The organism is Pectobacterium sp. A5351 (assembly GCF_028335745.1).
In the GTDB taxonomy this organism is placed as follows: domain Bacteria; phylum Pseudomonadota; class Gammaproteobacteria; order Enterobacterales; family Enterobacteriaceae; genus Pectobacterium.
Genome location: NZ_CP116477.1, coordinates 4,050,157 through 4,065,357, shown reverse-complemented (window position 1 = coordinate 4,065,357; position 15,201 = coordinate 4,050,157). Strand labels below are relative to the sequence as shown.

Genomic DNA, 15,201 nt, shown 5'->3' with positions numbered 1-15,201 from the left:
ATTCATGAGAACAGCACCTCAGCATGAGCCTTTGGCTCAGTTTATTCAGGCGTTTCGCCACGATTTACACCGTAACCCTGAGCTGTCGAATCAGGAGTTTGAAACCACGAAGAAGATTCGTGCGGTATTGGAAAAAGAGGGGATTCGCGTCCTCGATCTGCCGCTGAAAACGGGTTTGGTTGCCGAAGTGGGCGGCCTTCAGGATGGCCCGTTGGTCGTGGTGCGTTCTGACATCGACGCCCTGCCGATTGAAGAAGAGTCTGGCGTAGAATTCACGTCGCTCAATAAAGGGGTGATGCACGCCTGCGGTCATGATTTTCACTCCTCCGCGGCGTTGGGTGCGGCGATTCTGTTGAAAAAAATTGAGCCAGAGCTGAAAGGTACGGTGCGGATTTTATTCCAGGCGGCTGAAGAGACAGGGCTGGGCGCGCCGGAAGTGATTGCTGTCGGTGCATTGGACAATGCGGTAGCGATTTTCGGTATCCACAACGATCCGACGCTGCCTGTTGGCGTTATCGGCGGGAAAGATGGCGCGTTGACGGCGGGTGTTGACCGCTTTGAGATCAAGATTGCTGCGAAAGGCTGTCATGCCGCGAAGCCGCATGAAGGCAACGATCCTATTATCATTCTGGGTCAGTTGATTTCTGCCGTACAGACCATCATCAGCCGTACGGTGTCTTCTGACAACAATGCGGTGGTGTCGATTACTCAGGTTCATAGCGGCAGCACCTGGAACGTTATCCCGGATACTGCCTATGTTGAAGGCACGGTCAGAACGTTCAATCAGGACGCGCGTGATTTGATTGAACAGCGTTTCCGCCAGATCGTGGCCGGTATTGCCAGCACCTTTGGCGCAGAAATCGAGTTCCTGTGGCACGCTGGGCCGCCGTCGGTGGTTAACACGCCGGAGTGGGTCGAGTTTGCGCTGAATGTAGCGAGTGACGAAGGGTTTGAAGCTCGCCGCGTGGAAGCCAGCCCGATTGGTGAAGATTTTGCGTTCTATCAGCAGAAACTGCCGGGTACGTTCATGATGGTCGGCTCCGGCGGACCGTATGCGCTGCACCACCCGAAATTCCGCGTTGACGATCGCGCGCTGTTCCCGACCGCGCACTATCTGTACCAGATGGCGAAGCAGAGTCTGGAACAACTCTCCTCCCGCTAAGTTCTCCTGATTTTGTTAATGTATCCGCGTCGGTTTTCCGCGCGGATATTTTTTGCCTCTTAATGACTCAGGATCTGATCCAGAAATTGGCGCGTGCGCGAGTGTGATGGCGTGTTGAAGAACGCCTGCGGTGGGGCGGATTCCACAATGCTGCCGTCGGCCATCAGAATGACCTTGTCCGCGACCGTTTTGGCAAAGCCCATTTCATGGGTGACGACGATCATCGTCATACCGGATTCCGCCAGATCGAGCATCACATCCAGCACCTCTTTAATCATCTCCGGGTCCAGCGCCGAGGTGGGTTCATCAAACAGCATGATTTCCGGCTGCATGCACAGTGCCCGGGCAATGGCCACGCGCTGCTGCTGACCGCCAGAGAGCTGTAGCGGGAATTTGTGCGCCTGATTGGCGATATGCACCTTTTCCAGGTAGTGCATCGCTAAATCAATGGCTTCCTGCTTCTTACGCTGTTTGACCAGTGTCGGGCCGATCGTCAGATTATCCAGCACGTTCAGGTGGGGAAACAAATTGAACTGCTGGAACAGCATACCGATGCCGGCGCGCACGCGATTGATGTTCTTGATGTTGTCATTGACCTCAATACCCTTCACGCGGATGTGTCCGTCGTGGTGCTCTTCCAGTCGGTTAATGCAGCGGATGAGCGTGGATTTGCCGGAGCCTGAAGGGCCGCAAATCACTACACGCTCGCCTTTCTTCACGTTCAGCGTCACGTTATTCAGCGCCTGAAACGCACCGTACCATTTGCTGACGGCGTCGATCTCAATAATGACGTTGCTGTCTTTGGCTAAGCTCATGATAACAAAGCTCCTATCGGTATTTTCATCAACGGCTATCGCTTAACCGTGATACGTTTCTGGGTTACGGCTGGCATCAATGCGTTTTTCTACCCACAGCGCGTAGCGTGAGAGCAAGAAGCCAAACAGCAGATAGATAGCCGAGATGAAAAGGTACGTTTCAATGTAATAACGCCGCCATAGCGGGTCCTGCATCACCGAACTGGTGGCAGTAAGGATGTCGAACAGCCCGATAATGATGACGAACGAGGTATTCTTCATGGCGGCGATAATATGGTTGGTCATGGCGGGCAGGCAGATGCGCAGCGCCTGCGGCAGGATGATTTTGGTCGTCGTGTGCCAATAGCCGAGGTTGAGCGCCATCGCCGCTTCGTATTGCCCACGTGGAACAGACTGTAAACCACCACGAATCACCTCAGCCTGATAGCAGGCGAAAAACAGCGCGATGCCGATGATGATGCGCAGCAGTTTGTTGATTTCCACCCCAGCGGGCAGGAATAGTGGGAAGACGTTAACGGCGACGAACAGAATCGTGATGAGCGGCACGCCGCGCAGGCCCTCGATAAAAATAACCGACAGACCGCGCAGAAAAGGCAACGGCGATCGCCGCCCCAGCGCCAGCAGAACCGAAACCGGCATCCCGATGACGACGGTGCCGCTGAACAGCAGAATCGTCAGCGGCAGTCCGCCCCATTCGCTGGAAGGCACGTAAGATAAGCCAAACACGCCACCAGACATCAGGATGGCGATGCCGACTACCGCGACGCTCCACAGCGGTAAGAGGATGCGCGAGTGCCAGAAGCGCGGCATCAGCGACAGGCCAAGCGCCAGAAACCAGATTCCCATCGCCAGTATCAGACGCCAGTGTTCATCGTAAGGATAAAGGCCAAACAGGATGGGGCGATGCTTTTCCACGATCACCGCCCAGCAGGCACCAGTGGCCACGCGGCAGATGTCTGGGTCAGTGGTGTACCACACGGCATCGAGAATGCCCCAGTACAGCAGTTTATTGCCGACGTTCCACATTAGCACCGCCAGTAGCAGTGTGAGTACGGTTTGCGGCACGCTGCTGAACAGGTGGCGACGCAGCCACAGCAGCGGCGTGCGCAAGCGGCTGGGAACGGCGGAGAGTGACAGTACCGGAAATAACATTCAGTGCTCCTCAGCGCTCTTTGATGGCGACGACGCGGTTAAACAGGTTCATCAGCAGCGATGTCACGATGCTGACCGTCAGGTAAACCACCATCATGATGGCAATCACTTCGAGCGCCTGACCGGTCTGGTTCATCAGCGTGTTACTGATGTTCGCCAACTCCGGGTAACCCACCACGACTGCGATTGAACTGTTTTTTGACAGGCTGACATATTGACTGGTCAACGGCGGAACGATGACGCGCATGGCCTGTGGAATGATGATGTGGCGCATCATATGCCAGGGCGAAAAAGACAGCGCGCGCGCCGCTTCCAGCTGGCCTTTGGGGATAGACTGAATGCCTGCCCGCACGATTTCCGCGATAAACGCAGAGGAATAGAGCGCAATGCCAAGCAGCAGCGCAGTAAATTCAGGGCTGACGGTAAAGCCACCGCGGAAGTTAAAGCCGCGCAGGATAGGTCGGTCAAGCTCTGCTGGAGCGCCAGAAAGCCACCAGACCAGAAGCGGTAACCCGATGATCGCGGCCAGCGTCAGGCGACCTGTAGGCAGAGAGCGGCCTGCATTTTCCCGCATGTAGCGTGCGAGGCGATTCAGGATCAGGCTAATCAGTACCGCGATAAGCAGGGCGACTCCCATCCACAGCCAGCCGTGGTGTGCGGCGGGAACAGCAAAAGACAGCCCGCGATTGGTCAGAAATCCCAGGCTACCAAGCTCGATGGCATCGCGTGGCGAGGGCAAATTACGGATCACCACCGACCAGAAAATCACCTGCAAGATCACGGGGATATTGCGCATCAGCTCGATGTATCCCCCGGCAAGCCGTGCCAGTAGCCAGTTGCGGGAGACGCGGGCGATGCCGACGGAAAAACCCAGCAGTGTGGCGAGTACGATGCCGCATAGCGTGACGTACAGAGTATTCAGTAACCCGACGCCAAGCGCGCGCAGATAACTGTCGCGTGGCGTAAACGCGATGCGCTTTTCACCAATTTCAAACTGTGCCGCGTGGTCGAGAAAGCCAAAGCCTGTCGCGATATTCTGCGAACGCAGGTTCTCGACCACATTGGCGTACAGCCAGTAGCTGAAAACAACAATCAGGAGGCCGAGCAGGCACTGATAAATCCAGGCGCGCAGCGCTTTGCTGTCAAATGCGTTCAACAGACGGCGCGAATAAGATAGCGCTCCCGGCCACGGTGGTGCAGAGGCTGACGGCAGCGTCTTGTTTGGTGATTTCATTACCGGCGGTCTTTTCTTCTGGTGATTACCGAGTAGAACACGCACCCGGTGACAGCGATGCGTGAATGCGGTGGTATGACGTCAGCCGACGATCTCCATGCTGACGCCAGTAGCATGGTGACTTAACGAATGGGCAGGCCGTAGAGCAGACCGCCTTTCGTCCAGAGATTATTCAGGTCGCGCTCCAGCGGGGCTGGGGTATCTGGCCCGAAGTGGCGGTTATAAATATCGCCGTAATTGCCTACCTGCTTAATCAGGTTGTAAGCCCACTGGTTATTCAATCCTAACTTCTGGCCGTAATCGCCAGTGACCCCAAGCAATGCCTGTATATCTGGATCTGTGGATTTGAGCTTGCTGTCCACGTTCTGCTGGCCGATTTCCATCTCTTCGGCGTTGAACGTGGCATACACCACCCATTTCACGATGTCGTACCACTGATCGTCGCCCTGACGGACTGCCATTGCCAACGGCTCTTTTGAGTAAATCCCCGGTAGAATGACGTGGTCAGAGGGCTTTTCTGCATCGAAGGTGCGTACGCCGGGCAGCGCCACTTTATCGCGGGCAATGACGTCGCAGCGCCCGGACAGATAGGCCGCGACATATTCTTTGTTGTTCTCAATAACCACCGGGGTGTAATGCAGGTTGCGCGACGCGAAAATCTGCGCGACGTTGCGCTCGGTGCTGCTGCCCGGTGTGATGCAGACGGTCGCGCCATCCAGATCTTCCACTTTCTTCACATTGGCGCTGGCTCGCACCATAAAGCCTGTTCCGGTATAGAAGGTTGGCGGAGCGAAGTTCAGCCCCAGCGACGTATCGCGCGACAAATCGGCAGTGATATTGCGTGACAGCACGTCAACTTCACCAGACTGAATCGCTGGGAAGCGCTGTGCGGTAGACAGGGCGGCAAAACGCACCTTGCTGGCATCGCCAAAAATAGCGGCGGCTAACGCGCGGCAATAATCGACGTCCAGCCCGGTCCACTGCCCTTTGCTATCAATCGCAGAAAAGCCGTGGCGTGCCGGGTGCACGCCGCAAACCAGCTCACCGCGTGCTTTGATCTTTTTGAGCGTTTCGCCATTTCCAGCGTCAGCGGCAGTGGCCAGAGCAACAGGCAGCAAGAGACTCCCTAAAGTCAGCGCTGTGGCAGTCGTCAATGAGAGTAGTTTTCTCAGCATAGTATCCTCAGAATAGTCGGTGTTGTTTTAACGTGTTGTAATCAATTGTTTTTATTATGGTGCGTCCATTTGTATACAAATGTTCTCAATGTTACATTCAAATGGCAAATAGCATATTTCTCTATCTAAAGCTGAATAGTGGATATAGCCATTTTGGGGATCACATGAAGGGGAACAGAGAACTGCGCCTCGCACGGTAAGCAAGGCACAGAAGGGAGAGATTAGCGGGCGAGCAGGCCTTGTACGCCTTGCCAAATGAGCTGAGCGCTGAGAATCAACATGGTGAGGCGAAAAGTGGTGCGGAAAAGTTTTTCGGGCAGATTGTCCAGCAGGCGCGTGCCCAGCCAGGTACCCAGTACACCGCTGGCAATCATTGCGGCCAGCATCGGCAGCCAGTCGTGATAGGCAAACCCCATCAGCCCGAATGCCAGAATCTTCAAGCCGTGCTGTAACACCATGCAAAGCGCATGTGTGGCGATCAGCGGCTGTTTGGTCAGCCCTTGAGAACTGATAAGCCCAGCGACCATCGGGCCTGTTGCGCCGACGATCATGGTGCCAAGGCTGGTGAGCGCACCACCGAGAATGAAGAACAATCGATTAACCGGTTTTGGCGCGGTGCGTTTACGAAAAACCGACCACAGAATGAAACTGGCCAGCGCAATTTTTGCCACGCTGTCTGGGATCCAAACGACGACGGGCGCGCCCAGTGCGATGCCGATGACGCTGCCGATAAAAAACCACAGCGCCAATGGCCAGACGATATACAAACGCTGAATCAGGCTGCGGCTCAGGTTGGAGCCTAGCTGGACGATGCCGTGTACCGGCAGCAGGCTGCTGACTGGCATCCCGAGACCCATGATCGCAAGCAAGGTGACGCCACCGCCCAGCCCCAGCGCGGCCGTTAACGCCGACGTCAAAAAACTGCAAAAAATCAGGATACCGGCAAAGAGCGGAGAAATGTCGGGCGGAACAAGATGTAGCATGGTGAAACCCATCGCGTGGTCGAGCAAATGATAATGCCTGATGCGTTCAATTCGTATCAAGCACCCGTTCCGCTGTTAACGATAATCGTCATGCAGCAGGCGTTGATACAACGCCAGCGCCTCAGGGCGTGGCAAAGCCTGACTGGCGCAGTCGATGAATTTCTCCGCAATCAGATTATCCGGCAGCGGGTTCTCTGCGCTGGAGCCACACGCACCTGCCACGCGACGATGATAGGTGTGGCCGTCACGAGTGATTAGCGTAACGTGCGCCGTGTGTGTGGTGGGCTCGTCATGACAGATGAGTTCAACGCGTGCCATCAGCGATTGTGTGGTGAGGTCGTGCAGCGCCGCTTCGTCAATAAAATCGTCCAGCGTCAGCTTTCCCTGCACCCAGGCACGGGCAATACAGTAGTGCAGGCTGAATTTCCCCGCCAGCGGCGTATCCGGCGTCGGGATGTTGATGTGCGGGAAGCGAATAGGGTGGATGGCAATCTGAATGCGTTCCAGCGATTCAGGCTCCAGTCCGGTTTCCTCGCGCAGCGCCAGCAGCCCGTCCAGTGGTGCCAGAATGGCGTAGCAGCAGGGGAAATATTTAAAATTATTCCCTTTTACGGGGTCCAGAATATGAGACGGTGCGGACCAAGGTTCGGTTAACGGCGTGGTGTCGACGTTTTCGGCGGCGCGGTTGTAGACGTTGAAATACCCGTGGTGATGTTCAAATGCGGTATCCCCCGCGCTGTACCCCTGACGCGCCAATAATACCGCCATGACGGCGCTGCGGTTAGCGTGACCGACCGCCAGCGATTTCGTTTGGCTGCCGAAGTTGGATTTGATGCCGGAGGCGAGTGATGCCGTGATTGCAAAGGCGGTCGCCGTTTCTTCTTCACTAAGCTTCAGCAGCACCGCGCAGGCTGCCACGCCCGCGAAAATGCCGACGGACGTTGTCGGGTGCCAGCCGTTGCGATATTGAAAAGGGCTGACGGCTTTGCCCATGCGTACCGCAGTTTCATAGCCGCACAGGTAGGCGTGCAGGATGGTTTCTCCATCAGCTTCCTGCTCGTCAGCCAATGCCAGCAGCGCGGGCAGCACGGCGACGGAAATATGCCCGTGCAGCCAGGAGTTGGAATCGTCGAAATCGAGTAAATGTGCGGATGTGCCATTCAAGAGCGCAGCGTCCAGCGCGTTCAGTGTGAGGTCGGTGCCGAAAATGCGGCTCTTTCCCACGGCGGTGGAGGGAACGATCACCGCCCTGAGTTTTTGTGCACCGTCCTGAACTCCCCCCGCGAGCGTGACGCCCAGCGTGTCAATGACGGCAGTGCGGGCGTGTGCCAATACGTCGGCAGGAAACGTCTGGCGAGAGAATTCCAGCAGATTATGGGCAAGCTGGCGGGCAATGGTCATGAAAGTATCCTGTCGTTAGCGTGAAGTTTTTATGCTGAATGGTTTATGGCGAGCGACAGCGCGTCAGCCTGCCAGAAGCTCAGTGAGTGCAGCGAGTGAACCCGGCTGCTCAAAGTGGAAAGCCGCCTGATAGAGCCGATTGCTACGGGCTTCCCCCAATACGGGGAGGGTTAGCGCGTCAAACTTGGCGCGCAGCTCTGTGTCGGTCAGCGGGTTTTGCGGGTGGCCGCGATAAACCTCGGTTTCCGCATGCAAGATTTCGCCGTCTTCCAGTTCGATATCGATAAATGCAGAGCTGGCTGATTGCCCCTCTACCGTGTCAATCTGTAGGCGCGACAGCAGTTGGCGCGGTGCCGGGTCGTCGACGGTCTGCTGCGTGAAATCCGTATCGGTGAGGCGGTAGCCGCTCAGCGCCAACGCAATACAGTGTGGAATGCTGAATTTGCTCTCCAGTGGGGTTTGCGGGTTGGTGATTCCCGCGTTCACCATGCCCATCGGGTGGACTTTGGCATGAATACGGGCGATCGCACGGCCTTTTAGCTGCGGATAGAGCTTAAGCGCGGTTTCGATTGACGCATGAGTTCCCCGACAGCTGGCATACAGCTTGTAGCCATTGCCGAGCAGTTCCCAACTCTCGCCAAAATCGAGCGGCGGGATAACGGCGCTGCCGTCCTGCACGAACGTTTTCACCCAGCCATCGGTTTCATAAAAGTGATGGGCGGCGATAAAGCCCTCATCAGCCAATTCCGCTGCCGTGATGCCGTCCATGGCCGCTTTACCAGCATGAAACGGTTTACCGTGTGTACCGGATGATTTCTGCAATCCTCCCATCATGGTAGCGGCAGCGCCCAGCGCATTGGCAATGGCATTGGGTTGCAGGCGCAGGATAGACGCCGCGACGGCAGCCGCCCCTGCGCGCCCGACAATTGACGTCGGGTGAAAGCCCCGGCGTTGCAGGCTACGTCCCACGCCAGGCACCCAGCCGCCTCCCAGTCTGGCCATGACTTCAAATCCGGTGATGAAAGCGATAAGCGTCGTGCGCTCGTCCGCGCCATAGTGCTGTGCCATCGCCAGCGCGGTAGACCAGCAGGGGCCACTGGGGTGCCCCGCGCCAGCCGGATGCGTATCATCATAATCAGCCGCATGAGAAAGCGTGCCGTTGATCAGTGCCGCCAGCGCCGGTGTGGTTTTTGTGCCGAGAATGAGCCGTGCATTACCCTGAGCTTGCCAGCGTTGTGCCACGCGTTGAACCGCGTTGGCTGCATCGTCTCCAACCGCGCCAATGGCGACGCCCAGATAGTCAATAAGCGCTCGCTTGGCTTCGTGCCATACGGTATCGGGGATCGTCATGGTGTGGGCGGTGTGAATGAACTGGCTGAGCGCGTCGCCGCGAGGAAACGTCGGGGTGGCAGACATCGTAGGAGCTCCTTAAACGAAAACGCGATGACATTGCCAGTACAGTCGAATGGTTCTGGGATTCACGTTTTGTCTTGTTGAATGCATTTGTATACAGTGTGTGGTGAAAAGCATATGCAATCGTCCATTCAGTGACAAAGACGCTTTTTCGCTAAGCTAAGTACAAAATATGCGATGCGATATCTTGCTAAAGGCAGGGCGTCGGGCAAACTTGAATTTTTCTCAATGCATGACGATCCGTAGTGCAGCATGAATGTGCTAACGCCACGAAAGGTGAGGCGTTTTTCCCGTCTGCACGTGGCTTTATTCCGACCGTCACACGATATATCAAGGGACTATGAACTTAACACTTAACGATAAAGCGCTGGCGCTGTCGCCGTTCGAGATATTGATTAACGCGATAGAGAAAGGCGAGCTGTTGCCTGGCGAACGTTTACAGGAAACGCGGCTGGCGAAGCAGTTTGGACTAAGTCGTACGCCGATTCGTGAGGCATTGCATCGCCTGGAAGCATTGGGACTGGTAGAACCGGGCCCGCAGCGTGGACTGATGATCGCACAGATTAGCTATGAGCGGCTTCGTCAGCTTTTCGCCGTGCGTGAAGGGTTGGAGCGGCTAGCGATGGAGCTTGCTGTCGCGTCTGCGTCGGCAGAAGAACTGGAACTGTTGCAGGATATGGTTGATGTGGAGAAGACGCTCACTGATAGCAGGCAACTGCACGATCATAATCGGCTTTTTCATCGTCAGATTTATCGGGCGACCCATAATCCGTATCTGAACGAGATGCTGGAAAACCTGCGTATTCATCTGTCGCTACTGCGCGGAACCACCTATGAATCGACGGAACGTACCGAAGAAGCGAGGCGTGAACATCAGGCCATTGTGGAAGCACTGGTGCGGCGTGATAAGGGCGCAGCACAAGAGGCTGCCTGCCAGCATATTCGTAACGGCTATCGTGCCCGACTAAGCATGTTAAATCAGCAGCTTTAATAGGACTGTCGGAAAAACACGACACTCGGGGGGATCTGCTGTCGCAAAAGAGAGACATTTAATCTATTGATTAATAATGATTAATATTTTATTTGGTAAACCTGTCTCTGAACAGCGACAGGTTTTGTGAGCCCGATCTCGTTTTCACCGCTCGTCACGTCTTTACTTTTCCAGTAGTTAAAAAATAAAAATATTATTTATTATTATATAGTTACTATGATTTCATAAGTCGATAGCAATAAAATTATGCATGTTGGCATAATTTATGCTTAAATAAGCGGGTAGATGCTCATTCCACCTTCTATGTTTGCTTCGGCTTCATAATCCTGGGAATGACGCAGAGCCAATTTGAGGTGCCTATCGTCCAACTCCAGATGAAGATGCAAATCTCCATCGGGCTTTCCGGACATAACGTTGAGTGAGGCACCATTCTGTTGTCTGACAGACCTGAAATTTTCAACGCTTACCGTTTATCGGTAAGCGTTTTTTTTCGTCTGATGAAAATGTTCGGTCGCCGTCTGCTATCAGGCTAGATGAAGCCGTCTATAAAAAACAGTCCATAAAAAGAGAAAGGCTCCAAAAAGGAGCCTTATGAAAGGGATAGTGTCGCGATCAGTCGGCAGGTTGCTGTAGCGTGAGCAATAGCCCCTCGCGCCGCATTTGCGCTGCTTCATCCGGCAGACGCAACCGATCGAGAGCGTCGGCGCGCCAGGCATAATCATAAGCGTCTGGGCGGAGCTCCAGTGCAGTGCGGAAGGCATCGCTGGCCTGCTGCCATTCACCGTGTTTCATCAGCAATTGTCCTAACGTGCTGTTCAACAGCGGTGTGGCTCCCTGCTGCTTGATGTACTGGTGAAGCATTTTTTCCAACTGCTCTGGATTTCCGGCTTTGAGACGCGGCATCAGCAGGATCAAACGCTCGTCATATTGACGTTTAAGGCCGTCGAGAATGATCTTCTGAGCCGTATCATGATCGTCACATTCGATTAAATGCTCAGCCATCGCGACCTGAAGTGGGATCTCATGGCGCACTTTGCGGCTTTGATTATTCCACCACGATTTCAGGCCTTCGCTGCCGCCGTCTGCCATCGCCTGATTCATCAGGCCGATATAGGCCTGCTGTTGCAGATCCAGCAAACGTGCTTCAGGGTACAGATTGATCTTGCGCATCGCAGGCAGAATATCCAGCAGCGCACTGTAGGCATGGGTTCGCAGGAAAGCCTGTTCCGCTAAACGCAGCACCTCAGGATGACGGGGCGCAACTTCCAGCAATTTGTCCACGCCGTGACGCGCCGCATGATCTTCATTACGCGCCAACTGAATACGCACGCGCGTGATATCCACCGGAAGTTGATCGGTATCTGCAACCTCGGCGGCACGCTCCAGATATTGCTTGGTGCGGAATTCGTCACCGCGCTGTTGAGCGGCTTCGGCTGCCAGCAAGTAGTTAACCACAGGCTGCTCGGCGTGGTCGGCATTGCGCGTCAGTAGCTTCTCTACCTGTAAATAATCTCCCTCGGCCAGCTTGAGCAGCGCGGCTTTGGTCTGCTTTCTGGCGCGGGTGCGTTTGCGGCCGAGGAACCAGCCGCGTGTGCGGGCGCCGGTACGAAAGAGCCGGCGTAGCACCCATTCCACCGCCAGAAAGGCGAGGAAAAACAGCACCAGCATAATGACCAGACCGGTCACACTGGTTTGAATATCATAATTATCTGTCTGGATCAGGACGTAGCCTTGGTGACCCGCGACGATCGGGCCGATCACCACGCCTGCGATCAGGATCAGGAACAGCAATAAGACTTTCAGCATGCTCATTCCCCCTGCTGCGTGGCTGGCGCTTGAGCCAGCAGATTACGAACGCGCGTTTGCATCAGTTTTTCCAACAGCGCCTGACTTTGTAGCTCCATTGGGACATCCAGTGAAACCGACTGCTGGCTTAAGGCATCGAGCTGATCCAAAAAGGCCTGCGTCGTGGGGTCGGTAGTATCGAAGTAGGCGCGAACCCAGGTGGCGGCCGTTTCCAGCGACTGTTTGTACACTTCATTCTGGTGACGAGGAATGGCCTGTGCGGCAACTAGCAGACGTGAACGAATATTCTCACGCAGATATACATCCTGATTCGGTGCCAGCAGCGGTTCGGCCGCGCTGTCGCGGCGACGAATGGTGATAAAATCCGCCATGAAATTGTGCCAGCTCTTGCTTAGATTCTGTCGCCATTCGCTCAAGGAGGCGGACAGCTCGGTGCTGTTGGCGTCCATCGGCGCTTCATCGGTGTTGTTATCGGCGAGCTGCAAGTTGTCCAACTGGTCGGTGAGCTGATTCACTTTCAGGATGATGCCGTCGAAATCGACCTGGCTCACGCCTGCCAGCGCGCCGATGTCGCTGGTCAATGCGCGGCGGATTTCAATCAGGCTGGGATCGTTCATTTCCGCCAGACTTGCGTCCGCGCTTTTCAGCAACGCACCGGCAGTGGTGACGTCTTTGTCGCTCCACAGCTTACGTCCTGCCAGTTTCACCAGAAAATCCGCCTGAGCGATCAGCCAGGTATTGGTGTCATGACTGGAAAGTGCCGCCAGCTTATCGCGCAGTTCATCTGACTGACGCGTTAACGCCTCAAGACGCTGTACAGCCGTGTCCTGCGCTTTGCTTTGCTGCTGCTGAGCGTCCTGCCACTGCTGTTGTTCTTGCTTGTGCTGCTGCTGCAAGGCATTTAACTGTGCTTCCAGACGTTGAAGCGTGGCAGTTTCCCGCTGCGCCTGCTGGTGTCCGTGGTAATACAGCCCCGCGCCTATCGCCAGCGCAATCACAATGACAATCGCTCCCAGCACGGCACCACTGCGTTTGGGTTGCGGTGCGGGATCTTGCTGCTGATGCGCGGGTTCAACCCGTTCAGCAACCTCGTCGGATGGAGCTGTGGGGGTATTGTGTTCCGTCATAATGGTACATCCCATGATCAGGTTTATTGTAGTGCGCGCACGAGCGCATCGTTATCGGCGTTATCGGCGACCCGGATATCGCGCCAGCCAAGCTGACGGGCTTGTTCTGCCAGTCGTTCGCTGACGACGATCAACTGGCAGCCGAGTAACCAGGAAGCCCGATAGTAATCAGGTACTAAAGTATAGATCCGTTGTAGCATTTCTCCGCTGGTGATCACCAGTTTGTCGATGCCTATTTGTTGCCAGTGGCGGCTTTGCTCCGGCCCATCATAATGAACGTCCCTGCGCTGATAGCATTCGCAGTAGGTCACCTGCACGCCGCGTTCAGTTAGCGTTTCTCCCAGCAATTCCCTGCCGCCGTTGCCACGCAGCAATAGCGCGCGTTTACCGGAAAGGTTTTGCAGGTCAGGCAGTTGCAGGAGTGTTTCACTGGTTTCGCGTTCGGGAGGATAAGTTACTGGATGGGCGCTGGTTTTGTGCAGCGCCAGCGCTGTGGTGCGGCCAATTGCATAATAAGCGAGATGGGCGGGCCAGCTTATGCCCGCTCGAGCCAGCATCGGATCGGCGTAGTGAACCGCGTGTTGTGAGAGCGCAAACACCAGATCGTCGGCGCGTAGTGCCTGTAACAAAGCAGGCAGGCGAGCGAGTTCTCGTCCAGGTGAAAATTCGATCAACGGACTGTGCCAGGCGTGATAGCCAAGCTTTCTTAAACGGGTCACCAGTTGTTCGCCAGTTGGTGACGGACGGGTAACCAGAATCGTCATGATGAGCTTGACCCTTGATAAACGGCTTGAAGGATGGCGCTGGCCCCTTTTGCCAGTAGCTCTTCAGCCAGCGCAATACCGATTTGTTCGGCGTCGGAGACGCTTCCTCTACGTTCACCGACGATCATTTGGCTGCCGTCCGGGGCACCAACCAGCGCACGTAGCCACAGTGTGTCGCCTTCCAGTTCGGCGTAGCTGCCAATCGGTACCTGACAGCCGCCTTCAAGGCGCACATTCATCGCGCGTTCAGCCAGTACGCGGGCCGCAGTAGCGGGGTGATTCAGCGGGGCAAGGAGTTGACGGACATGCTCGTCATCCAAACGGCATTCGATGCCGATAGCACCTTGTCCGACGGCAGGCAGAGATTCTTCCGGGCTCAACGCACAGCGGATGCGTTCTTCAAGACCGAGGCGTTTCAGGCCGGCGACAGCAAGAATAATGGCGTCATACTCGCCGCTATCCAGTTTTGACAGGCGTGTTCCGACGTTGCCGCGTAAATCACGAATCACCAGATCGGGACGTCGGGCGCGCAGCTGGCACTGGCGGCGCAGGCTGGACGTGCCGACGCAACTGCCTTCTGGTAACTGTTCGAGGCTATCGTAGTGGTTGGAAACAAACGCGTCACGCGGGTCGTCGCGTTCGCAAATCGTGGTCAGGCCAAGGCCATCCGGGAATTCGACAGGCACATCTTTCATGGAGTGGACGGCAATGTCGGCGCGTCCTTCAAGCAGCGCCAATTCCAGCTCTTTAACAAACAATCCTTTACCGCCGACCTTGGCCAGTGGCGTATCCAGGATGATGTCGCCGCGGGTCACCATCGGCACCAGCTCCACGTGTAAATCCGGGTAGAGGCGATTCAGACACTGCTGTACATATCGTGCTTGCCACAGGGCGAGCGGGCTTTGTCGGGTGGCAATTCTAATAATATTGGCTAACATGCTTGATACCGTTTTTATCATTTTCCGCCATCGTATCATTGATGGTGCGTTGGTGTCAGGTTGTGGGCATGAGCGGTGCGCCTTTTAAAACGGTCTGAAATTCGGGTGCCGCATACATAGATAGGAGACCGTGCTGATGCAGTCGGGTAGGTAAATTCGTAATAAAGCAAGATAGATAAGTCTAACTTTCTTTACTTTCTTTACGCCCATTCAGCAAGGTGTTAAATTGATCACGTTTCC

The 15,201-nt window shown here is 55.4% G+C and carries 13 protein-coding genes; 2 read left to right on the top strand and 11 right to left on the bottom strand.

All coding sequences use genetic code 11. The features are described from left to right. Window positions 1–4: 4 nt before the first annotated feature. Window positions 5–1,162, top strand: a complete 1,158-nt coding sequence (locus tag O1Q74_RS18735; RefSeq protein WP_271875015.1) for a M20 peptidase aminoacylase family protein — start codon at window positions 5–7, stop codon at window positions 1,160–1,162. Window positions 1,163–1,221: 59 nt separating this feature from the next. Here the strand turns inward: O1Q74_RS18735 and O1Q74_RS18730 are convergent, their stop codons facing one another. The 7 genes from O1Q74_RS18730 to O1Q74_RS18700 all read right to left on the bottom strand — a co-directional run bounded on the left by O1Q74_RS18730 (window position 1,222) and on the right by O1Q74_RS18700 (window position 9,338). Then, window positions 1,222–1,977, bottom strand: coding sequence for an amino acid ABC transporter ATP-binding protein (locus O1Q74_RS18730; protein ID WP_271875014.1), 756 nt, complete (start codon window positions 1,975–1,977; stop codon window positions 1,222–1,224). A gap of 42 nt (window positions 1,978–2,019) precedes the next feature. Then, complete coding sequence (locus tag O1Q74_RS18725) at window positions 2,020–3,129, bottom strand: amino acid ABC transporter permease (protein WP_271875013.1); 1,110 nt, start codon at window positions 3,127–3,129, stop codon at window positions 2,020–2,022. Window positions 3,130–3,139: 10 nt separating this feature from the next. Next, window positions 3,140–4,363, bottom strand: coding sequence for an amino acid ABC transporter permease (locus tag O1Q74_RS18720; protein WP_271875012.1), 1,224 nt, complete (start codon window positions 4,361–4,363; stop codon window positions 3,140–3,142). A gap of 122 nt (window positions 4,364–4,485) precedes the next feature. Continuing rightward, entirely contained in the window at window positions 4,486–5,538 is a 1,053-nt protein-coding gene (locus O1Q74_RS18715; RefSeq protein ID WP_271875011.1) for an amino acid ABC transporter substrate-binding protein, read from the bottom strand. Between the two features lie 221 nt (window positions 5,539–5,759). Continuing rightward, window positions 5,760–6,521, bottom strand: a complete 762-nt coding sequence (locus O1Q74_RS18710) for a sulfite exporter TauE/SafE family protein (protein WP_271875010.1) — start codon at window positions 6,519–6,521, stop codon at window positions 5,760–5,762. Between the two features lie 75 nt (window positions 6,522–6,596). Beyond that, a complete protein-coding gene (locus O1Q74_RS18705; protein WP_271875009.1) occupies window positions 6,597–7,922 on the bottom strand; it encodes an MmgE/PrpD family protein in 1,326 nt (441 codons plus the stop codon). Window positions 7,923–7,985: 63 nt separating this feature from the next. Continuing rightward, window positions 7,986–9,338: an MmgE/PrpD family protein gene (locus tag O1Q74_RS18700; RefSeq protein WP_271875008.1), complete on the bottom strand. Its 1,353-nt coding sequence runs from the start codon at window positions 9,336–9,338 to the stop codon at window positions 7,986–7,988. A 337-nt stretch (window positions 9,339–9,675) separates the two neighbouring features. Here O1Q74_RS18700 and O1Q74_RS18695 point away from each other — a divergent pair, with 337 nt between their 5' ends. Then, entirely contained in the window at window positions 9,676–10,326 is a 651-nt protein-coding gene (locus O1Q74_RS18695; protein ID WP_271875007.1) for a GntR family transcriptional regulator, read from the top strand. Window positions 10,327–10,938: 612 nt separating this feature from the next. On the opposite strand, the gene hemY is transcribed toward O1Q74_RS18695, so the two are convergent. Genes hemY through hemC form a run of 4 tightly spaced genes read right to left on the bottom strand, consistent with a single transcriptional unit; the run spans window position 10,939 to window position 14,961 of the window. Then, window positions 10,939–12,132, bottom strand: coding sequence for a protoheme IX biogenesis protein HemY (hemY, locus tag O1Q74_RS18690; RefSeq protein ID WP_271875006.1), 1,194 nt, complete (start codon window positions 12,130–12,132; stop codon window positions 10,939–10,941). Window positions 12,133–12,134: 2 nt separating this feature from the next. After that, window positions 12,135–13,259 (bottom strand): uroporphyrinogen-III C-methyltransferase, encoded by a 1,125-nt coding sequence (gene hemX / locus O1Q74_RS18685; protein WP_271875005.1) that lies wholly within the window; start codon window positions 13,257–13,259, stop codon window positions 12,135–12,137. A 23-nt stretch (window positions 13,260–13,282) separates the two neighbouring features. Continuing rightward, a complete protein-coding gene (gene hemD, locus O1Q74_RS18680; protein ID WP_271875004.1) occupies window positions 13,283–14,023 on the bottom strand; it encodes a uroporphyrinogen-III synthase in 741 nt (246 codons plus the stop codon). Next, a complete protein-coding gene (hemC, locus tag O1Q74_RS18675; RefSeq protein WP_271875003.1) occupies window positions 14,020–14,961 on the bottom strand; it encodes a hydroxymethylbilane synthase in 942 nt (313 codons plus the stop codon). The genes hemD and hemC overlap by 4 nt, the downstream gene beginning before the upstream one ends. Between the last annotated feature and the right edge of the window lie 240 nt (window positions 14,962–15,201).